Below are 25,757 nucleotides of genomic sequence, written 5' to 3' on the forward strand. Positions count from 1 at the left end.
AGTGTTCACCGGAATCGTCGAAGAGCTGGGCGAGATCACCGCCGTCGAGAACCTGGACGACGCGTCCCGCTTCCGCGTCCGTGGCCCCGTCGTCACCGAGGGCGCCAAGCACGGCGACTCCATCGCGGTCAACGGCGTCTGTCTGACGGTCGTGGAGCACGAGGGCGACGAGTTCACCGCCGACGTGATGGCCGAGACCCTGAACCGTTCGAGCCTCGGCGCGCTCGCGGCCGGATCGCGGGTCAACCTGGAGCGGCCCACCGCCGTGGGCGACCGCCTGGGCGGCCACATCGTGCAGGGGCACGTGGACGGTACCGGCGAGATCGTCGAGCGCAAGCCCTCCGAGAACTGGGAGATCGTCAAGGTCTCGCTCCCCGCGGACCTCTCCCGCTACGTGGTCGAGAAGGGCTCCATCACCGTCGACGGCGTCAGCCTGACGGTGGTCGACGCCGGGATCGACTACTTCACCATCAGCCTCATCCCCACCACCCTCGCCCTGACCACGCTCGGCATCAAGCAGCCCGGCGACCCGGTCAACCTCGAGGTGGACGTCATCGCCAAGTACGTCGAGCGCATGCTCGGCGACCGCGTCGGTGCCGCAGCTGCCGCCGCTCCCGCTCCCGCTCAGGAGGCCACGAAGTGAACTGGCTCAACTCCGAAGCCTTCACGGCCTTCGGGCAGCACGTGATCTGGTCCGACATGGTGGGCAACACCATCGGCCTGATCGCCCTCGCCCTCGGCTGGCGGCGCTCCATATGGACGTGGCCCGCCCAGTTCCTCTCCGGTCTCATCCTCGTCGGCGCCTACGCCTCCGCGCAGCTCTCCGGCGGCGTCGGCAAGCAGCTGCTCGTCATCGGCGTCGCCCTGTGGGGCTGGCGGCTGTGGACCAACGGCAGGCAGCAGGCGCAGGACGGCTCCATCGCCGTTCGGTTCGCCACCTGGAAGGAGCGCGGGGTGCTGCTCGGCGGCACCGCAGTCGGCACCCTGGCGGTCGGCGCCCTCTTCTCCGCCGTGCCCGACCTGTCCTGGAACCCCTGGCCCGACGCCTACATCTTCGTCGGCACCCTCGCGGCGATGGTCGCCCAGGCCCGCGGTCTGGTCGAGTTCTGGTTCGCCTGGCTGCTGGTCGACGTGGTGGGTGTCCCCCTCGCGTTCAGCAGTGGTCTGGCCTTCTCCGGCCTCGTGTACGTCATCTATCTCGCGCTCGTCCTGTGGGGCATGCGCGACTGGTGGCTGCGGTCGCGCACAGCGTCCTCGCAGCCCGTCATGGAAGGAGCCCCGGCATGAGCGCGGCACCGGTCTGGTACAGCACGGGACATGAAGAAGACGCCTCCGACCTGGCCCTCGACCCCGTCGAGGCGGCCATCCGCGACATCGCCGCCGGACGGCCCGTCGTGGTCGTCGACGACGAGGACCGCGAGAACGAGGGCGACCTCGTCATCGCGGCCGAGAAGGCCACGCCCGAGATCATCGCCTTCATGATGAGCGAGTGCCGCGGCCTGATCTGCGCGCCCATGGAGGGCGAGGAGCTGGACCGCCTCCAGCTCCCGCAGATGGTCGAGAACAACACCGAGTCGATGCGGACGGCCTTCACCGTCTCCGTCGACGCGAGCGGCGCGCACGGCGTCACCACCGGAATCTCGGCCGCCGACCGCGCCACCACGCTCCAGATGCTGGCCGCGGGCACGTATCAGCCCACCGACTTCGTGCGCCCGGGACACATCTTCCCGCTGCGCGCCAAGACCGGCGGCGTCCTGGTCCGCAACGGCCACACCGAAGCCGCCGTCGACCTGGCGCGGCTCGCGGGCCTGCGCCCGGCCGGCGCGATCGTCGAGATCGCGGGCGAGGACGGCACGATGCTCCGCCTGCCGGAACTGATCCCGTTCGCCCGCAAGCACGGCCTGACGATCATCTCCATCGAGGACCTGATCGCATACCGCGGCAGCTCCGAGCCGACCGTCCGCCGCGAGGCCGAGGTCCACCTCCCCACCGCCTTCGGCGAGTTCACGGCGTACGGCTACCGCTCCACCGTCGACGGCGTCGAGCACGTCGCCCTCGTCCACGGCGAGGTCGGCGAGGGCGACGACGTCCTGGTCCGCCTGCACTCCGAGTGCCTGACCGGCGACGTCTTCCACTCCCTTCGCTGCGACTGCGGCCCCCAGCTTGAGGCGTCGATGCGGCGCATCACGGACGAGGGACGCGGCATCGTGGTCTACCTCCGCGGCCACGAGGGGCGCGGCATCGGCCTGCTCTCCAAGCTGCGCGCCTACGAGCTCCAGGAGCGCGGCAGCGACACCCTGGACGCCAACCTGGAACTCGGCCTGCCCGCCGACGCCCGGGACTACGGAGCGGGGGCGCGCATCCTGGACGACCTCGGCGTCCGCAGCGTGCGCCTGATGACGAACAACCCCGACAAGACCGACGCGGTGATCCGGCACGGCCTGAAGATCACCGGACGCGAGCCCATGGCGGTCACGGCGGGCGAGCACAACCTGCGGTACCTGCGCACCAAGCGGGACCGCATGGGTCACGACCTGCCCTGGCTGGACACCCCTGAGGTGTCCGCCTGCGGCAATCAGTAAGTACCGGCATACGAGCAGCACGGCACACGAGAAACCAGGAGAAGCGCGTGAGCGGCAAGGGTGCACCCGAACTGAGCGTGAAGAACTGCGGAGACCTGCGGGTCGCGGTGATCGCCGCCCAGTGGCACGAGAAGGTCATGGACGGCCTCGTCGACGGCGCCCTGCGCGCCCTGCACGAGCTCGGCATCAGCGAGCCGACCGTCCTGCGCGTACCCGGCAGCTTCGAGCTGCCGGTCGTCGCCAAGGTCCTGGCCGGCCGTGGCTACGACGCGATCGTGGCGCTCGGCGTCGTCATCCGCGGCGGGACCCCGCACTTCGAGTACGTGTGCCAGGGCGTCACGCAGGGCCTGACCCAGGTCACGGTGGACACCGGCGTGCCCATCGGCTTCGGCGTCCTCACCTGCGACACCGAGGAGCAGGCCCTGGACCGGGCGGGCATCGAGGGCTCCCGCGAGGACAAGGGCCACGAAGCGGTCACCGCGGCCGTCGCCACCGCGACCACGCTGCGTACGATCTCCGAACCCTGGCGGTGAGCGGGGCCGGGGAGCCGCGTAAAGTAAGCGACATCATGTCCAAGAAGACTTTCGAGGAGCTCTTCACCGAGCTCCAGCACAAGGCCGCCAACGGCGACCCCGCCACGTCGCGCACCGCCGAGCTGGTCGACAAGGGCGTCCATGCCATCGGCAAGAAGGTCGTCGAGGAGGCCGCCGAAGTCTGGATGGCCGCCGAGCACGAGGGCAAGGAAGCCGCGGCCGAGGAGATCTCCCAGCTCCTCTACCACGTGCAGGTGATGATGGTCGCCCGCGGCATCTCCCTCGACGACGTGTACGCCCACCTCTGAGCCGTACACCCACTCCGCCCCACTCTCCCGTCACGCAAAGGAATCCGACCTCATGCTGCGCATCGCCGTCCCCAACAAGGGTTCACTGTCCGGACCTGCGTCGGCGATGCTCCATGAGGCCGGATACCAGCAGCGCAAGGAGTCCAAGGAGCTCGTCCTCGTCGACCCCGAGAACGAGGTCGAGTTCTTCTACCTCCGGCCCAAGGACATCGCGATCTATGTCTCGGCCGGCAAGCTCGACATCGGCATCACCGGTCAGGACCTCCTCGTCGACTCGGGCGCCAACGCCGAGACGATCCTGCCGCTCGGCTTCGCCCGCTCCACCTTCCGCTTCGCCGCCAAGCCGGGCACCGCGAACACCATCGCGGACCTCGCGGGCAAGACGGTCGCGACCTCGTACGAGGGCATCGTCGCCAAGCACCTCGCGGACAGCGGCATCGACGCCTCCGTCGTCCACCTGGACGGCGCCGTCGAGACCGCCATCGAGCTGGGTGTCGCCCAGGTCATCGCGGACGTCGTGGAGACCGGCACCTCGCTGCGCAACGCGGGCCTCGAGGTGTTCGGCGAGCCGATCATGAAGTCCGAGGCGGTCGTCATCCGGCGCACCGGCGCGGACACCGACGAGCCCAAGGTGCAGCAGTTCCTGCGCCGCCTGCAGGGCGTCCTGGTCGCCCGGTCGTACGTGATGATGGACTACGACTGCCGTGCCGAGCACCTGGAGCAGGCCGTCGCCCTCACCCCGGGCCTCGAGTCGCCGACGATCTCGCCCCTGCACAACGAGGGCTGGGTCGCCGTCCGCTCCATGGTCCCGGCCAAGGAAGCGCAGCGGATCATGGACGACCTGTACGCCATCGGGGCGCGGGCCATCCTGACCACGGCCATCCACGCCTGCCGCCTCTGAACGGGCAGGAGAACCCGCCTCATGTCCGAGCACCCCGCGCTCCCCGCCCTGCCCGTCACCTTCCGGCCCGGCCGGACCCGGGCCGTCCTGCTCACCGCGGGCGTCGCCATCCTGGTGGTCCTCACGGTGATCTCCCTGCTCATCCCGGGTCTCAGCCCGGGGGAGCGGCTCAGCTTCATCTTCACCGGCGTACTGCTCCTCGGTGTCCTGATGCTCCTGAGCAGGCCCAAGGTCGTCGCCGACGAGTCCGGCGTGACCGTCGTCAACATCGCCACCAGCAGGCGCCTCGCCTGGGCCGAGATCGTCCAGGTCAACCTGCGCCCCGGCGACCCGTGGGTGTTCCTCAACCTCAGCGACGGCACCAGCCTCCCCGCCCTGGGCATCCAGCCGGGCATCGCCAAGCAGCGGGCCATCGACGACGCCCGCGCGCTGCGCGCCCTCGCCGACGCCCGCAGCCCGCAGGGCTGACGCTTCGGGCCGGGTCTTGATTAATCTGGTGGCGGGGCACGCATGGTGTGCCGCCCCGCCCCTGTCGGGCCCGCCCGGTCCACAGGGGCTCCTGCTACCCGAGGAGTGACTCCCTCCGGCGATGGACGGTTCGTCCTGTAGTACATGCGCCGCCCCCTCCCGTCATACCGGGACTGGACACACCAGGGAGGCGGCGGCATGACCACCTCCCTGCTGCTTCTCGGGGCGGCATTCCTGCTGATTCTCGCCAACGGCTTCTTCGTGGCCGCCGAGTTCGGGCTCGTCACCGTGGAGCGCCCGGACGCCGAGAAGGCCGCAGCCGAAGGTGACCGACGGGCCCGTACGGTCGTCGCCGCACTCAAGGAGCTGTCCTTTCAGCTCTCCGGCACCCAGCTCGGCATCACCATCACCTCGCTCGTGGTCGGCATGCTCGCCGAACCGGCCCTCGCGCATCTGCTCGCGGGCCCGGTCACGGCGACCGGCCTCCCGGAAGGCGCCGTACCGGGCGTCTCCGTGGTTGTCGGCATGCTCCTGGCGTCGGCCGTCCAGATGGTGATCGGCGAGCTCGTCCCGAAGAACTGGGCGGTCTCCAAGCCGCTCCAGGTCGCACGGTTCGTCGCGGGCCCGCAGCACGTGTTCGCGCGTGCCTTCAGGCCCGTGATCTCCCTCCTGAACGCCACGGCCAACCGGCTCGTACGCCTCTTCGGCGTCGAGCCCGCCGACGAGCTGGCCTCGGCCCGCACCCCCGGTGAGCTGGTCTCGCTCGCCCGGCACTCGGCGCAGGCCGGCACCCTCGAACAGGACACGGCGGACCTGTTCGTGCGCACGCTCTCCCTGGGCGAGCTGACCGCGCAGCACGTCATGACCCCGCGGGTGAAGGTCAGCGCGCTGCAGACGTCGGCCACCGCGGAGGACGTGGTGAACCTGACCCGGGCCACCGGGCTCTCCCGCTTTCCCGTGTACCGGGAGCGGATCGACGAGATCGTGGGCATGGTGCACCTCAAGGACGCCCTCGCGGTCCCGGCCCACGAGCGCCTGCGGGCACCCGTCGGCCGCATCGCGCAGGCGCCCCTCCTGGTCCCGGAGACGCTGCCCGTGCAGCAGCTCCTGGAGCGGCTGCGCAGCCAGCAGCCGATCGCCGTCGTCGTCGACGAGTACGGCGGCACGGCCGGCGTGGTCACCCTGGAGGACATCGTCGAGGAGCTCGTCGGCGAGGTCCGCGACGAGCACGACCTGCTCGACCTGCCCGAGATCGCCGCGGCCCCGGCCGAGGACGGCCGCCCCGCATGGGAGGCCGACGGCAGCTGCCGCGTCGACACGCTCCAGCGCATAGGGCTCGACGTCCCCGAGGGGCCGTACGAGACCGTGGCGGGGCTCGTCGCCGACCTGCTCGGCCGCATCCCCGCCCCCGGCGACCGGGCCGAACTCCCGGGCTGGCGGCTCGCGGTGCGCCAGGTCGACCACTACCGCGCCGAGCGGGTCCGGCTCGTACGGACCCCGGAAGCAACAGAGACCGCGAAGACCCTGAGCGTGGCGGAGGCCGCCCGATGAGCGTGCTCCAACTCCTGTTCGCCCTCCTCCTCGTCCTCGCCAACGGCTTCTTCGTCGGGGCCGAGTTCGCGCTCGTCTCCGTGCGCCGCAGCCAGATCGAGCCCCTTGGCACCAAGCGGGCCCGTCAGGTCCTCTACGGCCTGGAGAATCTGCCGCAGATGATGGCGGCGGCCCAGTTCGGCATCACCGTGTGCTCGTTGACGCTCGGCGCGGTCGCCGAGCCGACCGTGGCGCACCTCCTGGAACCCGTCTTCGAGGCGGCGCACATCCCCGAAGGGGCGATCCATCCGCTCGGGTACGCCATCGCGCTCGCCGTGGTGGTCTTCCTGCACCTCGTCGTCGGTGAGATGGTCCCGAAGAACCTCGCGATGGCCGCCCCGGAGAAGACCGCGCTCTGGTTCAGCCCCGGACTCGTCGCCTTCGCCCGCCTCTGCCGTCCGGTCACGGTGGCGCTCGGGGCGTGCGCGCGCGTCGTGCTCAAGCTCTTCGGGGTGGAGCCCAAGGACGAGGTCGAGGCCGTCTTCACCAGTGAGCAGCTCAACCGCCTCGTCGGTGACTCGGGCCAGGCGGGACTGCTCGAACCCGAGGAGCAGGAGCGCCTGGAGGACGCCCTGGAGCTGGGCTCGCGCCCGGTCACGGACGTCCTGCTCGACCGGGCGTCTCTGGTGACCGTGGGCGCGGGGGTCACCCCGGCGCAGGTCATCGAAATCACCGGGCGCACCGGCTACTCCCGCTTCCCGGTCTGCGCGGAGAACGGCGCCTTCATGGGCTATCTCCACGTGAAGGACGTACTCGACCTCACCGACGGCGCCGAGACGGACCGAGCGGTGCCGCAGCAGGTCTGGCGCCCGATGACGACGCTGCGCGCCGAACTCCCCCTGGACGACGCCCTGACGGTGATGCGCCGGGCCGCGACGCACCTGGCGCAGGTCGCCGACGCGTCGGGCAAGGTGCTCGGCCTGGTCGCCCTGGAGGACGTACTGGAACTCCTGGTCGGCGAGGTCCGCGACCCGGCGCACCGGGTCGCCGTGCCGCGCAAGCCCCGGGAGACCTCTCGGGAGTCGCGGGACGGCGCCCTGGTGTGAGCGTGCGGGGCGGGGGCCTCAGACCCTCGGCGGGTCCTGCGGCCCCCGCCCCGAAAGCACCTCGCCGTACGCCTGCATCAGGTCGGGCAGCCGCAGGGTCGACAGATCGTCGCGGCTCGGCTCGCCCGGATAGCCGGAGAGCCGCAGGTCGCGATAGGCGCAGCTCTTCTCGTAGAGCGTGCGCAGGAAGCGGCCGTTGCCCAGCTCGTCGATCCACGACTGGTCGACGACGTGCCCGCTGATGGAGCGCAGCTCGTCCAGCGCCTCCTCGTCCCAGACATCGCCGTTGTCGGCGGCCAGGACCTCGCCGATGGAGGTGAGCTCCAGGGGGCGGTACGAGGGGAAGTCCACGCGGGTCGTGAAGCGGGACGAGAGCCCCGGGTTGGCGGCCAGGAGGCGGTCCATGCCCTCGGGGTAGCCCGCGAGGATGACGACGAGGTGGTCGCGGTTGTCCTCGGCGCGCTTGAGCAGGACCTGGAGGGCCTCGTCGCCGTACGCGTCGCCCTTGCCGTAGCCGGAGTTGGACAGGGAGTAGGCCTCGTCGACGAAGAGGACGCCGCCGATCGCCGAGTCGATCAGTTCGTTGGCCTTCACGGCGGTCTGGCCCAGATACTCGCCGACCAGATCGGCGCGCTGTGCCTCCACGAGGTGGTCGCCGCCGAGCAGGCCGAGGGCGTAGAACGCCCGCCCGAGGATGCGGGCCACGGTGGTCTTGCCGGTGCCGGAGGGGCCGGAGAAGACGAAGTGTCGTTTCGGCGGCTGCACGGGAAGCCCCTGCGCGGCCCGCAGGCGCGCCATGTTCAGCTGCGCCGAGAGCGCCTTGACCTGCCGCTTGACCGGTTCGAGGCCGACCATCCCCTCCAGCTCGGCGAGCGCGGCCTCCAGAAGCGCGGGGTCGGTGGGGCCGGGCGGCAGCTGCGGCAGCCCCGGCTGAATGGGGATCACGGCCTTCTCGCGCACCGAGTCGGTCTCGGCGGGGCCGCCGGTGGTCGGCAGTTCGGGCTCGGTGACCTTCAGGTCGCGGCCTTCCGTGCCGAAGAGCGGATCGATGCCGTCGGGGCCGTCCATCACGTCCTGCCCGAAGCCGGTCAGGGCGATCGCCGCCAGGTCGGTGACCTCGTCGTACCCGTCGCCCTCGGAGATCGCCGCGAGCCGCGCGGAGGTGTCCATGAAGGAGGGGTCGACGCGGTGCACCGCGCGGTAGAGCGGCAGGGCCGCCGCCGAACGTCCGGTGCCCTCGTGCGCGCGGGCCAGCCAGTAGCGAAGCTCCTTGCGCTGCGGCTGCTCGCTGCGGCAGCGCATCAGGGCGGAGGACAGCAGCGGCTCGGCCTGGCCGTACATCTCCAGGCGTACGCGGGCCATGCCTCCGAAGAGGCCGGCCTCGATGCCCAGCATCGCGTCGTCGATCAGCGAGTCCGTGTGCCGGACCAACTGCTCCCAGTCCTTGACCAGATAGGAGCGGCAGGCGTGCAGGAAGCGCACCTGCGGATCGGCGTCGACCGGCGGCAGACCGGCCAACGCCCGGTCGAGCTCCGGGACATGACGTCCGTCCAGCCAGTGCGAGGCGTGCGCGAGCAGCAGGTCACGCGTGCTCTCCAGGACGGGCTGCACCCACCAGCCCAGCCAGTACCAGGAGTTGAGCGTGCGCCCGTGCCGGGTTCGCTGTTCCCCGAACCTGTCCCTGTGCTGGAACATCCGGAGCAGCGCCGTCGTCGTGTCGATGCGCAGCGCGTGCAGCCCGAGCCAGCCGTCGGCCATCCCCGGATCCATCCGCACCGCCGCGCGGAACTCCTCCTCCGCCTGCGGATAGGCGCCCATCGTGTAGGCGTCGACGCCCCTCAGCCAGGCGAGGTCGGCCGGGGCGGGTGAGCCCACCGCGTCGAAGTCCATCACGTCCCCCACAAACCGTGCCCCCGTTTGTGTACCGCCGGACCGGTGCCCGTCGGCAAACTTCGTTGAACCGCCGTGCTGCGGACGGACGTTGAACCGGCGCGCAGAGCAGCCGTCCGTAAGTCGCACCGAAAGGCATCGTACCTGCGGGGGAGCACTCGGCCGTAGGGTGCCGCAGCGCGGGATCAGGCAGGTGTAGGTAAGCCTCTTCGTCACCGAGGGTGAGCGAAAGGCGGCTCGCAGCGTCCGGAATGCGAGGATGGAGGGCAGAACGAAGCCCCCGATCACGGGGGAACAACCGGGGGCTCCGAGTCTGCGGGCGACCCCGAAAGGCCGCACATTCAGAACGTAAGTCCTGTAAGGGCCCTCGGTCAAGCCGAGTTGAGGCACTCATGGAAACTGGCGCGAACTTCTGGGAGCGCTCTTAGCAAGGGTCAGCTGACCGCCTCTGGTCCCTCACTGTGCGTGACGATTTGGTTGTGCGCAGGCGTCTCATTCGGTCCCTGCCGCACCTCGTATCCCTCTCGCCACTGTCGCACCAAAGACTGAGCGAAGGGGCGCGAAGGGTCTTCCGCGAAGTGCCGGCGCTCCGCGGGCTCCCACCCGTCCCAGAAGTCGCTCTGGACCGACCCGTCCCGCTTTCGCCCCCTGCCCCAGGCCTCATCGCGTGGCAGCTCCATCCACAGCAGCCGCGCCAGGAACGGGCGCAGCGCGCGGCGGCCCGCACCGACCCCCTCGACGAGGATCACGGGCTCAGGTGCCACGGTGCGGATCTCGGGACCGAAGCGGCGCGCGTGCCAGTCGTACGTCTCATAGCGCGCCGCCTCACCGCGCGAGAGCGGCAGGACGATCTGCCGCCGCAGCCGCTCCGTCCAGTCGAACAGCGCGTCGTGGCTCGCGATGTCGTCGAGGCGCACGACGGGCGCGCCGCCCAGGGCGGCGGCGAGGCGGTCGGCGAAGGTGGACTTGCCGGAGCCCGCGTGCCCGTCGACGGCGACGAGACGGACGGGGCCGCACGAGGGCGGCAGGCGCCGCAGCTCCGCGGCGACGTGCGACAGGGGAGTGGGAGTGGCGTGTGCGGTCATCGTGGGCAAGCGTACGGGTGCGGAATCCGGCACTCCGCGCGCCGTCCCAGCTCACGCCAGTGGTCGAGGCCAATATTGGCGGACGCGGTGGTGGTCGAAGCGCTGGCAGAAGTCGGCTTGAAGCAGCCATAGTTGGCCTACCGCCGTGCACCTGACCTGCCCCTTCCGGACCCGTCCGGAGCCCACGTCTATTGGGGGTCCCCGCCATGGACCGAGCTGATGACATGTCCCGCAGAACCGTCCTCACCACGGCCGCGGCCGTGGCGGCGCTGGCCGCCACCGCGAGCCCGGCACTCGCATCGGGCGGCCCGCGTCCCGCGCCGCGCGCGAAGCGGCCCGTGAGCAACCGCTTCTGGGTGTCGCACGCCGACTGGAGCGCCGGCACCGCCGAAGGCACCCGGGCCGTCGCCGGAGCCCGCCCCGCCGTGGAGATCGCCGAGGCCGCCGGCCGCACCGACTACGCCGACCCGCACACCGGCAAGACCGCCACCTGGGAGTACGCCCGGTGGACCTCGCCCGTGCACCGGCCGACCGTGCCCGCGACGGAGGTCGTCGCCTCCTGGAACGCCCGCACACCCACCGGGACGTGGCTCCAGGTGGAGCTCCAGGGAACGTACTCGGACAAGGCGAAGACTCCTTGGTACGTCCTCGGCCGCTGGGCCTCGGGCGACGACAAGGAGAAGGACATCCGCCGTACGTCGGTCGACGACCAGAGCGACGGGAAGTCGAGCATCTGGACGGACACCTTCGCCGTCGACGACACGACGACGGGCCTGCGCCTCGTCTCGTACAAGCTGCGCCTGACGCTGTACCGCAAGCCGGGCGCCACCGAGACCCCCACGGTGTGGCGGCTCGGCGCCATGGCGTCCGCCGTCCCCGACCGCTTCACGGTCCCGGCGTCGAAGCCCGGGGTCTCCAAGGAGCTGAAGGTCCCGCGCTACTCGCAGGAGACCCACGTCGGCCAGTACCCGGAGTACGACAACGGCGGCGAGGCCTGGTGCAGCCCGACCTCCTCGCAGATGATCATAGAGTTCTGGGGCCGCAAGCCGACCGCCGCCGACCTCGCCTGGGTCGACCCGTCCTACGCCGATCCGCAGGTGTGCCACGCGGCCCGGTACACCTTCGACTACCAGTACGCGGGCTGCGGCAACTGGCCCTTCAACGCGGCCTACGCGTCGACGTACAAGGACATGCAGGGTGTCGTCACCCGCCTCGCCTCGCTCACCGAACTGGAGTCGCTGATCGCCGTCGGTATCCCGGTCATAACGTCACAGTCGTTCCTCAAGGAGGAGCTGACGGGCGCGGGTTACGGCACGGCGGGCCACCTGATGACGGTGATCGGCTTCACGTCGAAGGGCGACGTGATCGCCAACGACCCCGCATCGCCGAGCAACGAGGCGGTGCGCCGGGTCTACAAGCGGCGCGAGTGGGAGAACATCTGGCTCCGCACGAAGCGCTACAACTCCACCGGGAAGGTCGTCTCCGGCACGGGAGGCGTCTGCTACGTGTACTTCCCGGTGAAGCTCTCGGCGAAGCAGAAGGCGGCGCTGGCGGAGGTGGGCATTCACTGAGGTATCCAGGTATCCACTGAGGCACCCACTGTGACAGCGAAAGGCCCCCTCTCCGCTCGGCGGGGAGGGGGCCTTCGTGTTCCTTCGGGTTACTGAGCTGCCCCGGGAAGCCGCAGCGTCCGCGCGAAGTCGTCCAACGGCTCCATGACCGCGGCGATCACTTCCGGATCGTCGTGGTGCCCGCGCAGACAGACGTCGGGGAGGCCGGGCGGGGTGTGCCAGTGGTACGTCACGGAGGTCATCATGATGGTGCTGTCCGCGGGGTAGGAACGCGTGACCCGCACCCCGTCCTCGCCCAGATACGGCGAGGCGAAGGCGACGCTGCCGGACCGCTGCTGCCACTCGGGGATCTCGGGATGCGGCACGGTGGGCGCGGTGAGCCCTTCACAGGACGCCGCGTCGAGAGCCTCGCAGTGGATGCGGGTGGCATGCATCACCAGCGGCATGGAGGTCAGCGGCACCGGGTGATAGATGAACGCCTCGTCGGCTTGCAGCTTGTCCCGGAGGGTCACCACGGTCTGCTCGTAGAAGTTCTTGTGGAACCGGCGGAGTTTGCGGGTGAGTTCGATGCCGTGTTTGGAGGCCAGGTCGGTCAGCGACTCATCCAGCCAGACCTTGAACGTCTTCTTGTCGATCTGGAGCCAGAGATAACCCCAGAGCCCCTTGTTGGCATCCGTGTCGATGTGAAGCTCACCGAGGTCGGCGCTCCACAGGGTGCCTTCGGACATGAGCGGTCTCTTTCGTCGGGGGCGCGGGCGGGGATGCAGCCGTCAGCTGTAGCTCCAGCGGAAGGTGCCCATGACGGCGTCGAACAGCTCCACGAGGGTGTCGTAGAAGGCGGGGTCCGAGCCGGGCGCGATCAGGGCGCTGAAGGAGAACGTGAGGTACTGGTCGGGGACGCTGTCCGGAACCGGCACGAAGTACTCGACCCGGCGGTGCGCGACGTCGACGCCCTGGGCGGGATCGGCGGGTACATCGCGCTCCGAGCGCAGCGCCGCGGTCTCGTCGAGCTCCCGCACCTCGGCTCCCGGAGTCTCGGAGGCGAGCGCCAGCATGACCGCTTCCGGGCCGCTCTCGGGCCTGACCCTCGGAATCTCGATCGGTTCGGAGGCGACGATCGAGACGGGCAGCGCGACGCCGTGGAGCCGTTCGGTGGGGAGGTAGAGGGTCATGCCGCCTTTGGCGCTTGCCCGGCGTACGACCTTCTTCATCTCCTGGGTGAGCTTCAGCCGGGCCTTCGGGATGTCGTCCTTGGGGAAACCGACGGGCAGCTGCGCGATCGCCTTGCGGACGATGCGGTCCATCGCCTCCTCGGTACCCGAGTGCAGCGGAATCACGTCCCAGCCGGGCGGCGGCACCAGGTTGAAGCCGGTCGGGACCTCGCGGTGCTCAACGGAGGCCACGGTGCTCCCGCCTCTCTTCCAGGGCGTAGGCGACGCCGACGAAGAGCGCCCACGCGGGGGCAGCGATCATGCCCGCCCAGAAACCGAAGAACATCGAGGGCAGGAAGAAGCCACCGCCCATGGCGAGATCCCGGGTCAGGTAGGGCGGACGGCCCGCGTGGCGGGGGTACTTCACGAAGACCCACACGTAGTGCAGAAGGCAGCCGATGATTCCGGCCTCGTACACGTAAAGAACGGTGTTCATCATCGACTTCGGCACCAGGATCATGACCCCCAGTACCGGCAGGAACAGGGGCATTCCGATGATCAGGGTCAGCCGGAGCCGCCGGTTGGGGCCGGTGCCGAGTCCGGTACGAGCGGCTTCGGCCTCGGCAATGCGTTGCGCCGAGTACAGGTCCATGGTGGTTCCTCGCTACCAGTGGGTGTCGGGGGCGGGCTTGAGGGTGTTGTCCTTCCAGTCCGAGTAACCCGCGTTGTACGGCTTCTCGCCGGTTCCGAACTTCTCGTCCGTCACGCTTGTCAGGTCGCTCTTGCCCAGTGCCTTGTCCGCGACGTCCATCCCCATGCCGGTCCAGGCAAGGCCGAGACCCACCTGGTAGGACTTGTACGCCTTGTCCGCGGCCGCCCCCGCGGCGGCCGGGAACGTGGCCTTGTTCGCCTGCAACATCTTCGCCATGCCCGCCATCTCCTTGTCGCCGAGATGCAGCAGAGTCGAGAGCGGGCTGACCCTCAGCGGCCCCTTGGCCACCAGGCCGACGTTCTGGGAGATGGACTTGCGTATGCCGTTACGGGCAGCACCGACGACCTGTCGTCCTGCCCCTTCCGGCAGTCTGGTCATCAACCGCCCCATGTCGTCCATGATGCCCTTCACACCGCTGAGCCCTCGGCTCAGGCCGGCGGTCCGGGCGGCCTGAGCAGCGCCCGCGGTGGCCTTGGCCCCACTGGCGAGCTTCGCGGCGGCCCCGAGGCCGCCCACCACGAGCAGCCCGCCCACGACGTCGAAGATGACATCGGTCCAGGTGGCGTCGCCGGATGCCACCAGGAGGAGTCTGAGTCCGATCGTGAGCGCCGCTATGCCAAGAATGACCAGGTTGAGTCCGGGGATGAGCAGCGCCAAGAAGCCCAGCGCCGTCGCGATCCAGCCGAGAACGTCGATGAAGGCCTTGATCATGTCCGCGTTGTCATGGACCCAGCCCTTGACGTCGTCCCACCACGAGTCCTCGATGACATCGTCGATCTCGTCGTTGATCTTGCCGGCGTAGTGGCTTGCGTCGCTGTCGCGGTTCCCGGTGACGGTGCCGAGGCGGGTTCTGTACGTCTGCAGCGGGTCCTGATCAGCGCCGCTCGCCGTCGAGTTCGGCTTCTTGTCCTGGTCCTTTTCTTTGTCCGCCTTCTCGGCGTCCTTGGCCTTCTCCCGCTCGGCCTCCGCGTGCGCCTCCTTGGCCTCGCGCAGGATCCGGTCGGCGTCGTCCTGGTGGTCCTCGAGCTTGTTGGCCCACTTGGTGAGGTGCCCGTGCACCCGCTCGTACCGTGAGGCCACCTCCCGCATGTGCTTCTCCAGCGTGCCGGAGTCCTCGCGCAGGCGTTGGACGTACTTCCCCTTGAGCCTCTCCTCGTCCGAGATGGTCTTGAGGTTCTTCGCCTGTGTGCGCAGCTTCTCGGCGACCGAGACCATGTGCCGGACCTCTGCCCGGATCTCCTCCGGGTCGCCGGGAACGGGGTCACTCGCGCACAGCGGGTCCCAGTCGACGGGGCGGCGCTTCGATGCCGCAGTGGTCACTGGCCCTTCCCCTCGCCTTTGCCCTTGCCCTTGGTCTGCTTGGCGAGTTCTACGTCCAGGGCCTCGAACGACTTCTTCGTCTCCGCCACGAGCTTGCCCGTCGATTCCAGGCCTTCGATGAGCCTGGTGCGGTAGTCGTCCCAGTTGTCGACGAATCCGCCCATGGCGTCCGCGATGCTCCCGGCACCCCAGTGCTTCTCCATGTCGTCACGACGGTTCTCGATGTCCTTGAACGTCGTGCGCAAAGTACTGAGTTGGCGTTCGCAACCGCTCAGGAACTCGTAGTCGACCGTGAGGTTGCTGCCGGACAAGGCTCTCCCTCCCGTGGCCCGCCTGCTGTACGCGGCAGGCCGCAGAGCATGTTCAGTTCATGACCTGGGGATGGTAACCGACAAGGTTTACCCGATCATTACCGATGCGGACGGCCCCTCCCGGACAACGGGAAGGGCCGTCTGCGTGCCAACCGGTCGCTTGCCGGGCTACTTCGCCTCAGTCGTGCCCCTGCGCAGCCGCGCCGCCTTTTCGTCCACCTCGGTCTGGGAGGTTCCGGCCTGTACGACGATCACCGCCTGGGTGCCGTCCGGCAGCGTCGCCTCGCGCATCTCCGTGCCCAGCAACGCGGGTCGTTTCTGTTTCTGCTCGTGGTCCGGCATGAGACCTCCCAGTTCGACGGGGGACCCACCGTAGGCCTGGTCCCCCCGTCGACCGGGCGTCCGACAGGCCGCTTCACACGAACGCCGCCGCCAGACGACGGATGCCCCTCAGTTCTGGACGGGGTCCACCACCCAGTCCGGATGCCCCGGCATGGGCGGCGTCTTCGAGCCGTACAGCCATGGGTGCAGGAAGCCCTCCAGGTCCTCGCCCGCGACCTTCGACGCCAGGTCGATGAACTGCTGGGTGCTCGCGGTCTTTCCGCGGAAGCCGCTGACCCACGCCCGTTCGATCTTCTCGAATGTCGCGTTGCCGACCTGCTCGCGCAGGGCGTACAGGACCAGGGCGGAGCCGTCGTACCGCATGCGCTTGAAGAGGTTCGGCTCGGTCGGTTCCGCGGGGGCGCCGAAGTCGTGGCGCCACTGGTCGTGAGCGGCGTAGGCCGTCTTCATGGCGGTCTCGAAGCTGTCGCCGCCGTGCTCCTCGGAGTACATCCGCTCGTAGAAGCGGGCGTGCCCCTCGCTCACCCACAGGTCGGACCAGCTCTTCAGGGCGACGCTGTTGCCGAACCACTGGTGGGTCAGCTCGTGCACCATGTTCCGCTCGGCGTCGACCTTGGTGCCCAGCAGGTCCGCCTTCGGGATGAGCGAGAGCGTCTGGGTCTCCAGGGCGACGGCCAGGTCCGTGTCGCCGACCAGCAGGCCGTAACGGTTGAAGGGGTAGGGGCCGAGCTTCTCCTGGAGCCAGGCGAGGTGGTCGGGAGTGAGTTTGCGGTACTCCGCCGTCGGCTCGACCAGGGTGTCCGGGACCACGTCTCGGAGGGGCAGACCGCCGGGACCCTTGCCGTCGATCAGCCGGAACTTGCCGACCGCCATCTGCACCAGCTGGGTGGAGAGCGGCTGTTCGGAGTCGTACGTCCAGCGCACCCGGTCGCCGGGGCGTTCCGTGCGGTTCACCAGCTTGCCGTTGGCGACCGCGGTCAGGTCCTTCGGTGTGGTGATGCGGAAGGTGATCGGTGCGCGCTGGCTCGGATGGTCGTTGGCCGGGAAGATCAACCGGGCCCCGTTCGGCTGCGGATAGACCACAGTGCCGTCGGCGGTGGGTATCCAGCCGTAGTCCTCGATGGCGTCGTCGCGATGGCGCGTCTGCGTCGGGTCGGCGGTGTACGTGACCTTGGCGGTGAACGAACGGCCCTTCGCAATCTGGGACTTGGGCGTCACCGTCAGTTCGTCGCCGGCGCGGGACGTGCGCGCGGCCGAGCCGTCGATCCGCACGCCGTGCAGGGTGTTGCCCCCGAAATCCAGGTTGAAGCGGGACAGCGACTGCGTGGCGGTCGCCTTGATCGTCGCCGTCGCCTCGAACGGTGTTCTCGGCGCCTGCCAGTCGAAGTCCAGGGTGTAGCGGTCGACCCGGTATCCGCCGTTCCCGTCCAGCGGGAACATCGGGTCGCCCAGACCGGGCGCACCCGGCGAGGGTGTCCCGGAAGCGGACGGCGCGGCCTGTGACGCCGTTCCGGTGAGGGCCGCCGTCACGGTGACGGCGGCCGCGAGGGCGAGCCGCGCTCTGCGGCGGGGCGTCCGGTACGGCCGGTGCGTGCTCATCGGAAACCTTTCGGTCGGAAGGTTGCGCGGACGAGCGGCGGGGGGTGCGCCTGGGGGTGTGCCCCACCACGTGTAGTGAGACGCACGGCACTCGGTGCGAGTTGCACGGGACCTGCCCGGTGGGGGGCGGCGGCCGCGGTGGGCGGCCGGGCCCGCGAGTGACCAAGCTCTCGCCCGCGGCGGCGGAATCCGATGGCAAGGTGGTGGGGTCAGTGGGGGGAGTCCGCTGCCGGACGTCGCGTCGAGAGGCGTGACGCATACGTATCGAGTGATGCCATGACCGCTGCCACAGCCACTGCCACCGCACAGCCCCGGGCGACCACGCGCACCGGAGGCCCCAAGGAAGACGGCCCGAAGGTGCTCGAGCACGTCCTCGGCTGGACGCTCGTCGTCGTCCTCGCGATGCTCGTCACGCAGATCGGTCTGTTGTGACCCCGGTTACGCCGGTCTCCTGACCTCCCGTACGACCGCCGTGGGCCTGCCCCAGGTCGAGATCCGCCCGCCAGTGCCGGTGCGGCACGCCCACGAGTCCGTAGAGCAGGCGCACGGGTGAGCGCCGCGACAGCAGCGTGAGGCCCGCGATCACCGCGAACAGCGACAGGCCGAGCCACCCGCCCAGGAGCCGCACCAGGACGCTCGCGACGAGCGCGCCGACGAACGGCAGGCCGTAGACCCCGGCCGCCGCGACGGCGATCGCCAGGAACCGGTGGACTTTGCGGTCCTCGTCCGCGCCGGGCAGCGACCAGCCCTCCATCAGCCAGCCGATCTCCGTCAGCAGCATCGTGCCGATCACGGCCGCGCCGAAGATCAGCAGCGCGAGGAACGTGCCGGACGTCAGGAAGTCCAGTACGTGGTTGACCACGCTGTCCTGCCGCCAGCCTGTGAAGTCCCGGGACTCGGCGGAGAAGAACCGCTCGTACCCCCTGCCGTCCCAGCCGTGGACCAGCGTCCCGAAGAGCAGGAAGTACCCGCCCACGCACTGGAGATACGCCCAGTAGCCCGCCCCCACCAGCACGAGCCCCTGCGCCACCAGGAACCCGATGATCGCGGCGACCGGGATCCCGCCCGCGTAGAAGAGCACGAACCCGGCCCACACGCCGTCGTGCCCGTCCGCGACGTGCATCGTCGTCCACGCGGGGTTCTGCCAGAGCAGGAAAAGCCCGGTCGGCACCATCAGGACCGCCGCGAAGAGCGCGGTGAGCGCCAGATACGGATTGGCGGCACGGCTGCGCGTCCGCGGCCCCTCGCCCGCGTTGATCCGCTCCCACACCTGGAGCTGCCGGGCCGCGGACAGCGCGAACGTCGCACCGATCGCGTACGCCCAGAAGAGGGCCGCCTGAATCTGGATCATGCCGACGCCTTCAGGGTGAGGCCGCCCGCGACGATCAAGTCCGACGTGACGAGGGCCTGTTCGGCCTGAACGTCGGTCATGAAGACGAACGGCGGCACGACGGGCGGCACCGGCAGCTTGTCGGGCGTGAAGGTCAGGCAGAGCAGCCCCTCCAGGCAGCCCTTGAACTTCGTCAGATAGAGCGTGACGGAGCCGCTGAGGTCCAACGTGTCTGCGCCCAGGGCGAGTTCCTTGCTTCCGTCGCGCGTCTTCAGGCGGTAGTCGGTGAGCGAGGCGGCCTTCATCTTCAGCACCATGACCTTCAACGGCCCGTCGGCCGTGGGGATCTCGCGTACGCCGGCCAGGAGGAAGCCCTGCGGCGAGAAGAGCGTGGTGGTGACGGTCGGCGGAGTCCGCGCGGACACGATCTCCTCACCGGCCGCCGCCACGATCTCCGGACCGGGAGCCGCCCTCGCCGGAGCGCCGCCCCACAGCGTCGCCCCCACGATGACCACCGGAAGCAGCACACCGAGCGTCCGCGTGCCCTGCCCGTCCCGCGCCCTCGGCCGCTCGGAGTCCTCGTCGGCGCCCTCGGGCACCGGCGTCCAGCCGAACCCCATCGCGCTGCCGACGATGCCGAGCGCCATGCCCACCAGGAACCCGCCGAGGTTCGTGGCCGCGAACGAGAGCACCGACAGGATCAGGGCGTTGACGCTCACATAGTGATGGGCGTGCGGCAGCAGCCACAGGAAGATCCCGGCGGTGATCAGGGCGAGCCCGATGCCGATCGCCGCGAGCCCGCCGAGCCCCAGACTGACCAGGACGGTCAGCGGCGACAGCGGAACGAGGAGCAGCTCGGCGCCGCCCAGGATCAGCAGCAGGCCGCCCCAGAAGGGCCGGGTGCGCCGCCATCGGCGCAGCACCCGGCGCGCGTCGGGCAGCGGCAGGCGCTCGTCCAGCCGGCCGCCGCCGTCTCTGCCCCACGCCTTGACCCCGGCTCTCCGGCCGCCGGTCAGAAGCACTTCTTGCCACCGATGCTGACGTCGAGCTTCATGCCCTTGAGCCGGAAGTTCCCGCCGGTCGCCGACCAGGCGTGGGACCTCACCCCGGAGACGGTGATGTCCCCGGCCTGCAGCCCGAACTTCCCCCGCTCGCCCTTGACGCCGGACACCTCGTCCAGGGTCGACGCGTCCCGGCCGATCTCCGCCGTGCCGAAGCGGGCGTCGCCCTCCAGGTCCTCGCCGTCGATGATGAGATTGCTCGCGGTGACCTCGCCCGCGGAGCCGCCCGCGGTCAGCTTGAACACCACGGTGCCCACCGGGGTCTTCACCTCTGCGGCCTGGCAGATGTCGGACAGGGTCGCGTCACCGATCCCGAGGAGCGCCACCGGGTGCCCCTTGCCGTCGATGTCCCGGTCGGTCTGTACGTAGGAGGACAGGCCCTCGCTGGTGAGCTTGCCGGATGACACCTGGAAGCTGGTGCCGGAGACGGCGAAGGAGGCGGCGAGCGCCCCCTCGGCCATCACGGAGGCCATCGCGCCGACGGCCAGGACGGCCGGCAGGGCCACGACGGCCGTCTTCTTCCAGGAGGTTCTGCCCTCGCGTAAGGGGGTACGCGGTGCGCTCATGAATCTTCCTCCCGTACGGCGGTCCGTGTGCGCAGGGGGAGTGCGTGTGAGAGCGCCGTCGGGCGCAGAACCGGCAGGTGGCGTTGGTTCTGCCATACTGCGGATTCCCGAGGCAGTTGGAGACTAGGGCTGAAATTGAATAATAGTCAACAGCGCGGCATCGACCGTCCCGCGGACGCTCGCCCGCAGGCGCGCGGCACCGACCGCTCCGTGGCGCGCCGCGCCGAACTCATCACCATCGGGCGGAAGTTGTTCGCCGACACGTCGTACGACGCGCTCTCGATGGACGACATCGCCAAACAGGCAGCCGTCGCCAAGGGGTTGATCTACTACTACTTCAAGTCCAAGCGCGGCTACTACCTCGCGATCATCGAGGACTCGGTGGCGGAGCTGGTCGCGCGCGCCGGGCGCCACGACGACCTGCCGCCCGCGGAACGGGTGCACAGCACGATCGACGGCTATCTGCGCTACGCCGAGCACCACCAGGCCGCGTACCGCACCATCATCAGCGGCGGTGTCGGCTTCGATGCCGAGGTGCACGCCATTCGCGACGGTGTACGAGCGGCCCTGATCGGCGCGATCGCCGACGGGGCGTACGGCCGCCGTGACATACCGGAGCTCGCGCGCACGGCGCTGCTCGGCTGGCTGTGCAGCGTCGAGGGCGTCGCGCTCGACTGGATCGGCAGCCGGGGTCTGACGCGCGGGACGGTGTGTGACCTGCTGGTGCGGACCCTCGGCGACACCCTGCGCGTCATCGAGGAGTTCGAGCCGGCCTTCCCGGCCCCGCCGCGGTCGTGAAGGCTCGCCGGCGGCCATGACGGAGGGGCGGGAGCAGATCGGCTCCCGCCCCAACGCGTCTGCTCAGACGGTCAGTTGATGGCCTTGATCAGCTCACCGTCAGCCGTGTCACCGCTGAGCTCCCAGAAGAAGGTGCCACCGAGACCGGCCTGGTTCTTGTAGTCCATCTTCCCCGCGATGGTGGCCGGGGTGTCATAGCTCCACCAGTTGGTTCCGCAGTGCGCGTACGCGGTCCCGCCGACCGTGCCGTTGGCCGGGCACTTGGTCTTCAGTTCCTTGTAGTCGTCGATGCCCGCCTCGTACTTGCCCGCGGCGGCCCCGGTGGCGGTGCCGCCGGGCTCCTTCTGCGTGACGCCGGTCCAGCCGCGGCCGTAGAAGCCGATGCCGAGGAGCAGCTTGTCGGAGGGGATGCCGAGGCCCTGGAGCTTCTTGATCGTGGCGTCGGTGTTCCAGTTCGCCTTGGGCGCGCCCTCGTACGTCTTCAGCGGCGAGTGCGGGGCGGTCGGTCCCTTCGCCTCCCAGGCGCCGAAGTAGTCGTACGTCATCGGGTTGTACCAGTCGACGTACTGGGCGGCGCCCGCGTAGTCGGCGGCGTCGATCTTGCCGCCCTCCTCGGCGTCGGCCGGGATGGCCGCGGTGACGAGGTTGCCGCCGCCGAACTTCGCCCGCACCGCGGACATCAGGTCCTTGTACGCGGCCCGCCCGCTGGTGTCGCAGGTCAGACCGCAGGCGTTGGGGTACTCCCAGTCGATGTCGATGCCGTCGAAGACATCGGCCCACTTCGAGTTCTCGACCAGGTCGTAGCAGGACTGGGCGAACGCGGCCGGGTTCTTGGCCGCCTCGGTGAAGCCGCCGGACCAGGTCCAGCCGCCGAAGGACCACAGGACCTTCAGGTCCGGGTGGAGCTTCTTGAGCTTGCGCAGCTGGTTGAAGTTGCCGCGCAGCTCTTGGTCCCAGGTGTCGGCCTTGCCGTCGACGGACTGGTCGGCGGTGTACGCCTTGTCGGTCGCCGCGTAGGCGTCGCCCATCGTGCACTTGCCGCCCTGGACGTTGCCGAAGGCGTAGTTGATGTGCGTGAGCTTGTCGGCCGAACCGGACGTCTCGACGTTCTTGACGTGGTAATTCCGGTCGTAGGTACCCCACTCGGTGAAGTAGCCGACGACCTTGGAGCCGGCCGCGGCCTGCGCGCCCGCTGATGTGCCGGAACTGGCGCCGGTTTCGGGACCGGCGGTGGCGGTGCCCGCGCCGGCGAGCAGACCTCCGCCGAGCACGGCACAACACGCTGTGGCTATGAGCGCCCGGAAGGGGGCGCGGGAGAGGTGCGGTCTGAGCATCGTTTCTCCTCGTGGGGGGAGAGGGCGCATGGGGGGACATGGTGCTGTTGACCTGCGGGTGCCGTCCGAACGTCGGTGAACGTTGAATTGGCATGAACGCGGTAAGGCGCTCGGCTGGACTCTAGGAGGACTAGACCAGTGGGGTCAATGGTTCGGACCAATTCCGGGCCCCTCTTGCGGGCGTCGGCTATCTTTTGAGTAAGCGGTCGTTAACTAGTGACTGGCCGCCGCCGATCGGGCATACTCAACGCGCCAGAGCCGCTGGTCACAGCACCTTCCGCGACCCGGAAGGGCGCCATCGGCCGGGCGTGAGACACGGTGGCGCCGCACTACCCCGCGGGTCCGCCGCAGTGCCGAAAGGGAGGATGCGATCGTGCCTGAGCGAAGCTTGCAGCCGGTGGACCGTCAGCTGCCCACGGACGAGGCGCGGGATCTGTTCTCGCTCGTCCGTGACCTCGTCCAGCGGGAGATCACTCCCCGCGCGGCCGAGGAGGAGGACGCCGGGCGCTTCCCGCGCGAGGTCTTCGCCCTCCTCTCCGAATCCGGACTGCTCGGGCTTCCGTACGCCTCCGAGTTCGGCGGCGGCGACCAGTCGTACGAGGTCTATCTCCAGGTCCTGGAAGAGCTCGCCGCGGCACGGCTCACCGTCGGTCTCGGCGTCAGCGTCCACTCCCTGTCCTGCCACGCGCTCGCGGGGTACGGCACCAAGGAGCAGCAGGCCGAGCACCTCCCCGCGATGCTCGGCGGCGGACTCCTCGGGGCGTACTGCCTCTCCGAGCCGGCGTCGGGATCGGACGCGGCGTCCCTGCGGACGAAGGCCGTCCGTGACGGCGACAGCTGGGTGATCAGCGGGACGAAGGCGTGGATCACGCACGGCGGGGTCGCCGACTTCTACACCGTCCTCGCCCGCACCGGCGGCGAAGGCGCCCGCGGCATCTCCGCGTTCCTGGTGCCGGGCGACGCCGAAGGGCTGCACGCGGCGGTGCCCGAGAAGAAGATGGGGATGAAGGGCTCGCCCACCGCCCAGATCAACTTCGACGGGGTACGGGTGTCCGACGCCCGCCGCATCGGCGAGGAGGGCCAGGGCTTCGCGATCGCGCTCTCCGCGCTGGACTCGGGGCGGCTCGGCATCGCGGCGTGCGCGATCGGCGTGGCCCAGGCGGCGCTCGACGAGGCGCTCGGCTATGCCACCGAGCGGCGGCAGTTCGGCAAGCCGATCGCGGACTTCCAGGGACTTCGGTTCATGCTCGCGGACATGGCGACACAGATCGAGGCGGGCCGGGCGCTCTATCTCTCCGCGGCGCGGCTGCGCGACGCGGGCAGGCCGTTCTCCAAGCAGGCGGCCATGGCGAAGCTGCTGTGCACGGACGCCGCGATGAAGGTGACGACGGACGCCGTGCAGGTCCTCGGCGGGTATGGCTACACCGCGGACTTCCCGGTGGAGCGCTTCATGCGCGAGGCAAAGGTGCTGCAGATCGTCGAGGGGACCAATCAGATCCAGCGCATGGTCATCGCCCGTCACCTCGCGGGTCCCGAGACGCGCTGAACTGACCGAGCCTGACCGGAGGCGCCGCGAGCCGCACCCACTCCGGGTCGTGCCGCCCCGGCAGGGTCTTGCCCCGCTCGGCCCAGCTGCGGATGAGGGCGCGGTAGATGGGCGGGTCCTGGAGGTGCGGCGGCGGGGGCTGGGGCGGCGATTGCTGCTGGTGGTGCGGGTGGGGGCGCTGCGGCTGCTGAGGGCGCTGGGGAACCGATTCTGCGTCGGGCGGGGGAGCCGTCAGGAGGGTGCGCCTGCGGCGGCCGGTCGGCTGGTGCGCCATGGGCATCGGCGTGGGGGTGGTCATACGCGGCCAACGCGCCCCGCGGGGGACAAGTCACCGCCTGCGGGATTCGCCCCTCAGTTCGTGGCATGCCCGTGTCGAGGCTCGGGGTGGACCCGCTTTCCCGCGCCCCGGACGAAGGTGCGGCCCCGGCGTCGCGGCCTCCGAACGGGAAGGCGCGGCAACCGAACGCGGGCTGACACGTGTCTGGCTCCGGCACGCGGTCTGACGTACCGTCAACTCCGCGCCGGGGGCCCGGCATCGGCCGCGCGCCCGTCAACCACCGTGCGCCCAGGGAGGTTTGCCGTGGCAGACGACCGCCCCGTCCCGCTCGACGAGTACCCGATCCACCAGGTGCCGCTGTCCATGAAGCAGGTCGCGACGGGCGACCGCAACGCCTACGACCGCTGTATCTTCCATCTCTTCGATCACCAGGGGCAGGCGCTCCTCATCCTCGGGCTCGGTGTCTACCCGAACGTGGGTGTGATCGATGCGTACGCCACCTTGCGCGGCGGGGACACGCTCCACGCCGTACGCGCGTCCGACGCGCTCGGCGACGACCGCATGAACCTCTCCGTCGGCCCCCTGACCATCACCGTCGAGGAACCGCTGCGACGGCTGCGCCTGACCTGCGCCGCCGATCCCGCCGATCCCGAATCCCTCTCGTACGACATCACGTGGACCGCCGGTTTCCCCGCCCTCTGGGAACCGCACCACATCCAGCGGCGCGGCGACCGGCTCTCCCTCGAAGGGCGCCGCTTCGTCCAGGCGGGCGGCTGCGAAGGGGTGATCCGCGTCGGCGGCGAGGACATCGCCGTGACGGCGGGGGAGTGGACCGCCACCCGCGACCGCAGCTGGGGAGTGCGGCCCATCCCCGGCGAGGAACGCGGGCGCCTGGAGGAGGAGTTCGGCACCGAGGGCTTCCACTGGATCTGGAGCCCGGTCCGCTTCGAGGACCGCTTCCTGATGGTCATCACCCAGGAGGACGCGGACGGATACCGCTCACTGAACGAGGCCACGGTCGTGCGGCCCGGGATGCGCGACCGCCAACTCGGCTGGCCCCAGGCCGACATCACCTACCGCTCCGGCACCCGGCACCCCGAGCGCGCCGTCATCCACCTCACCGACCCGGACGCCCGCAAGCCCCTTGAGCTCGGCGTCGAGGTCCTCGCCTCCCTGCCCCTTGCCGTCGGCGCCGGCTATCCGCCCGCGGACGACTGGCAGCACGGCACCTGGCAGGGGCGGGGCTGGACCGACCGCCGTACGTATGACCTGTCGGATCCGGCGGCGCACCCGATGGCCGCGTACGGAGTCATCGACCATGCCGCGCGCTTCACCCTCAACGGGCAGACCGGGTACGGCATTTTCGAGCACGGCAGCTTCGGCCGCCACGACCCGAGCGGCTTCACCGGCTTCGCATCGGTCGCGCCCTGAGAGGA

Annotated in this window: 28 protein-coding genes; 14 read left to right on the top strand and 14 right to left on the bottom strand. The window is 70.0% G+C overall.

Translation table 11 applies throughout. The features are described 5' to 3' along the window. The first annotated feature begins 1 nt into the window (after position 1). The 9 genes from AB0I66_RS29965 (at position 2) to AB0I66_RS30005 (ending at position 7,428) form a co-directional block, all read left to right on the top strand. A complete protein-coding gene (locus AB0I66_RS29965) occupies positions 2–643 on the top strand; it encodes a riboflavin synthase (RefSeq protein ID WP_363211054.1) in 642 nt (213 codons plus the stop codon). A 56-nt stretch (positions 644–699) separates the two neighbouring features. Beyond that, entirely contained in the window at positions 700–1,287 is a 588-nt protein-coding gene (locus AB0I66_RS29970) for a nicotinamide mononucleotide transporter family protein (RefSeq protein WP_363211160.1), read from the top strand. Continuing rightward, the gene (locus AB0I66_RS29975; protein ID WP_363211055.1) at positions 1,284–2,582 is read left to right on the top strand and encodes a bifunctional 3,4-dihydroxy-2-butanone-4-phosphate synthase/GTP cyclohydrolase II; all 1,299 of its coding nucleotides are present in this window, start codon (positions 1,284–1,286) and stop codon (positions 2,580–2,582) included. Before AB0I66_RS29970 ends, AB0I66_RS29975 begins: the two co-directional genes overlap by 4 nt. A 47-nt stretch (positions 2,583–2,629) precedes the next feature. Continuing rightward, complete coding sequence (ribH, locus tag AB0I66_RS29980) at positions 2,630–3,115, top strand: 6,7-dimethyl-8-ribityllumazine synthase (RefSeq protein ID WP_363211056.1); 486 nt, start codon at positions 2,630–2,632, stop codon at positions 3,113–3,115. Positions 3,116–3,150: 35 nt separating this feature from the next. Next, entirely contained in the window at positions 3,151–3,423 is a 273-nt protein-coding gene (locus AB0I66_RS29985) for a phosphoribosyl-ATP diphosphatase (RefSeq protein WP_055564821.1), read from the top strand. A 52-nt stretch (positions 3,424–3,475) separates the two neighbouring features. Further along, on the top strand, positions 3,476–4,324 hold the full coding sequence (gene hisG, locus AB0I66_RS29990; protein ID WP_363211057.1) for an ATP phosphoribosyltransferase: 849 nt from the start codon (positions 3,476–3,478) through the stop codon (positions 4,322–4,324). A gap of 21 nt (positions 4,325–4,345) precedes the next feature. Continuing rightward, positions 4,346–4,792, top strand: coding sequence for a PH domain-containing protein (locus AB0I66_RS29995; RefSeq protein ID WP_363211058.1), 447 nt, complete (start codon positions 4,346–4,348; stop codon positions 4,790–4,792). Positions 4,793–4,990: 198 nt separating this feature from the next. After that, complete coding sequence (locus AB0I66_RS30000) at positions 4,991–6,343, top strand: hemolysin family protein (RefSeq protein WP_363211059.1); 1,353 nt, start codon at positions 4,991–4,993, stop codon at positions 6,341–6,343. Beyond that, on the top strand, positions 6,340–7,428 hold the full coding sequence (locus tag AB0I66_RS30005) for a hemolysin family protein (protein WP_363211060.1): 1,089 nt from the start codon (positions 6,340–6,342) through the stop codon (positions 7,426–7,428). Before AB0I66_RS30000 ends, AB0I66_RS30005 begins: the two co-directional genes overlap by 4 nt. Before the next feature lie 18 nt (positions 7,429–7,446). Here the strand turns inward: AB0I66_RS30005 and AB0I66_RS30010 are convergent, their stop codons facing one another. Together AB0I66_RS30010 and AB0I66_RS30015 are read right to left on the bottom strand one after the other, a co-directional pair. After that, positions 7,447–9,318, bottom strand: coding sequence for an AAA family ATPase (locus tag AB0I66_RS30010; RefSeq protein WP_363211061.1), 1,872 nt, complete (start codon positions 9,316–9,318; stop codon positions 7,447–7,449). A gap of 434 nt (positions 9,319–9,752) precedes the next feature. Beyond that, positions 9,753–10,403 carry an AAA family ATPase gene (locus AB0I66_RS30015; RefSeq protein ID WP_363211062.1) on the bottom strand — a complete coding sequence of 217 codons (651 nt, stop codon included), beginning with the start codon at positions 10,401–10,403 and terminating at the stop codon, positions 9,753–9,755. A 206-nt stretch (positions 10,404–10,609) separates the two neighbouring features. Between AB0I66_RS30015 and AB0I66_RS30020 the strand changes: the two genes are divergently transcribed. After that, complete coding sequence (locus AB0I66_RS30020) at positions 10,610–11,974, top strand: peptidase C39 family protein (protein ID WP_363211063.1); 1,365 nt, start codon at positions 10,610–10,612, stop codon at positions 11,972–11,974. A gap of 89 nt (positions 11,975–12,063) precedes the next feature. On the opposite strand, the gene AB0I66_RS30025 is transcribed toward AB0I66_RS30020, so the two are convergent. From AB0I66_RS30025 to AB0I66_RS30055, 7 genes are all read right to left on the bottom strand, one after another. Continuing rightward, the gene (locus AB0I66_RS30025; protein WP_363211064.1) at positions 12,064–12,702 is read right to left on the bottom strand and encodes a hypothetical protein; all 639 of its coding nucleotides are present in this window, start codon (positions 12,700–12,702) and stop codon (positions 12,064–12,066) included. Positions 12,703–12,744: 42 nt separating this feature from the next. Beyond that, positions 12,745–13,377, bottom strand: a complete 633-nt coding sequence (locus tag AB0I66_RS30030; RefSeq protein WP_363211065.1) for a hypothetical protein — start codon at positions 13,375–13,377, stop codon at positions 12,745–12,747. Then, the gene (locus tag AB0I66_RS30035; protein WP_363211066.1) at positions 13,364–13,777 is read right to left on the bottom strand and encodes a hypothetical protein; all 414 of its coding nucleotides are present in this window, start codon (positions 13,775–13,777) and stop codon (positions 13,364–13,366) included. Before AB0I66_RS30035 ends, AB0I66_RS30030 begins: the two co-directional genes overlap by 14 nt. A 12-nt stretch (positions 13,778–13,789) precedes the next feature. Beyond that, the gene (locus tag AB0I66_RS30040; protein WP_363211067.1) at positions 13,790–15,157 is read right to left on the bottom strand and encodes a hypothetical protein; all 1,368 of its coding nucleotides are present in this window, start codon (positions 15,155–15,157) and stop codon (positions 13,790–13,792) included. After that, a complete protein-coding gene (locus tag AB0I66_RS30045) occupies positions 15,154–15,468 on the bottom strand; it encodes a hypothetical protein (RefSeq protein ID WP_363211068.1) in 315 nt (104 codons plus the stop codon). Before AB0I66_RS30045 ends, AB0I66_RS30040 begins: the two co-directional genes overlap by 4 nt. A 168-nt stretch (positions 15,469–15,636) precedes the next feature. Further along, positions 15,637–15,810, bottom strand: coding sequence for a hypothetical protein (locus AB0I66_RS30050; RefSeq protein WP_363211069.1), 174 nt, complete (start codon positions 15,808–15,810; stop codon positions 15,637–15,639). Between the two features lie 108 nt (positions 15,811–15,918). Continuing rightward, a complete protein-coding gene (locus AB0I66_RS30055; RefSeq protein ID WP_363211070.1) occupies positions 15,919–17,409 on the bottom strand; it encodes a M1 family metallopeptidase in 1,491 nt (496 codons plus the stop codon). A gap of 276 nt (positions 17,410–17,685) precedes the next feature. On the opposite strand from AB0I66_RS30055, the gene AB0I66_RS30060 reads away from it, so the two are divergent. Continuing rightward, positions 17,686–17,841 (top strand): SCO1431 family membrane protein, encoded by a 156-nt coding sequence (locus AB0I66_RS30060; RefSeq protein ID WP_363211071.1) that lies wholly within the window; start codon positions 17,686–17,688, stop codon positions 17,839–17,841. Here the strand turns inward: AB0I66_RS30060 and AB0I66_RS30065 are convergent. The 3 genes from AB0I66_RS30065 to AB0I66_RS30075 are packed head-to-tail and all read right to left on the bottom strand — an operon-like array spanning position 17,819 to position 20,366. Continuing rightward, positions 17,819–18,760 (bottom strand): hypothetical protein, encoded by a 942-nt coding sequence (locus AB0I66_RS30065; protein WP_363211072.1) that lies wholly within the window; start codon positions 18,758–18,760, stop codon positions 17,819–17,821. The two genes, AB0I66_RS30060 and AB0I66_RS30065, sit on opposite strands and share 23 nt — an antisense overlap. Beyond that, entirely contained in the window at positions 18,757–19,761 is a 1,005-nt protein-coding gene (locus AB0I66_RS30070; protein WP_363211073.1) for a DUF6114 domain-containing protein, read from the bottom strand. The genes AB0I66_RS30065 and AB0I66_RS30070 overlap by 4 nt, the downstream gene beginning before the upstream one ends. Further along, complete coding sequence (locus tag AB0I66_RS30075; RefSeq protein ID WP_363211074.1) at positions 19,752–20,366, bottom strand: DUF6230 family protein; 615 nt, start codon at positions 20,364–20,366, stop codon at positions 19,752–19,754. Before AB0I66_RS30075 ends, AB0I66_RS30070 begins: the two co-directional genes overlap by 10 nt. A gap of 135 nt (positions 20,367–20,501) precedes the next feature. Between AB0I66_RS30075 and AB0I66_RS30080 the strand changes: the two genes are divergently transcribed. Continuing rightward, the gene (locus tag AB0I66_RS30080) at positions 20,502–21,164 is read left to right on the top strand and encodes a TetR/AcrR family transcriptional regulator (RefSeq protein ID WP_363211075.1); all 663 of its coding nucleotides are present in this window, start codon (positions 20,502–20,504) and stop codon (positions 21,162–21,164) included. Positions 21,165–21,235: 71 nt separating this feature from the next. Here the strand turns inward: AB0I66_RS30080 and AB0I66_RS30085 are convergent, their stop codons facing one another. Next, positions 21,236–22,498 (bottom strand): glycoside hydrolase family 18 protein, encoded by a 1,263-nt coding sequence (locus AB0I66_RS30085; RefSeq protein ID WP_363211076.1) that lies wholly within the window; start codon positions 22,496–22,498, stop codon positions 21,236–21,238. A 373-nt stretch (positions 22,499–22,871) separates the two neighbouring features. On the opposite strand from AB0I66_RS30085, the gene AB0I66_RS30090 reads away from it, so the two are divergent. Continuing rightward, on the top strand, positions 22,872–24,044 hold the full coding sequence (locus AB0I66_RS30090) for an acyl-CoA dehydrogenase family protein (RefSeq protein ID WP_363211077.1): 1,173 nt from the start codon (positions 22,872–22,874) through the stop codon (positions 24,042–24,044). Here AB0I66_RS30090 and AB0I66_RS30095 read toward each other — a convergent pair. Next, the gene (locus AB0I66_RS30095; RefSeq protein ID WP_363211163.1) at positions 24,007–24,342 is read right to left on the bottom strand and encodes a hypothetical protein; all 336 of its coding nucleotides are present in this window, start codon (positions 24,340–24,342) and stop codon (positions 24,007–24,009) included. The genes AB0I66_RS30090 and AB0I66_RS30095 overlap by 38 nt on opposite strands. Positions 24,343–24,624: 282 nt before the next feature. Here AB0I66_RS30095 and AB0I66_RS30100 point away from each other — a divergent pair, with 282 nt between their 5' ends. Continuing rightward, entirely contained in the window at positions 24,625–25,752 is a 1,128-nt protein-coding gene (locus tag AB0I66_RS30100) for a hypothetical protein (protein ID WP_363211078.1), read from the top strand. Positions 25,753–25,757: the final 5 nt, after the last annotated feature.

The sequence above is a fragment of the Streptomyces sp. NPDC050439 genome (genome assembly GCF_040655335.1).
GTDB lineage: Bacteria > Actinomycetota > Actinomycetes > Streptomycetales > Streptomycetaceae > Streptomyces.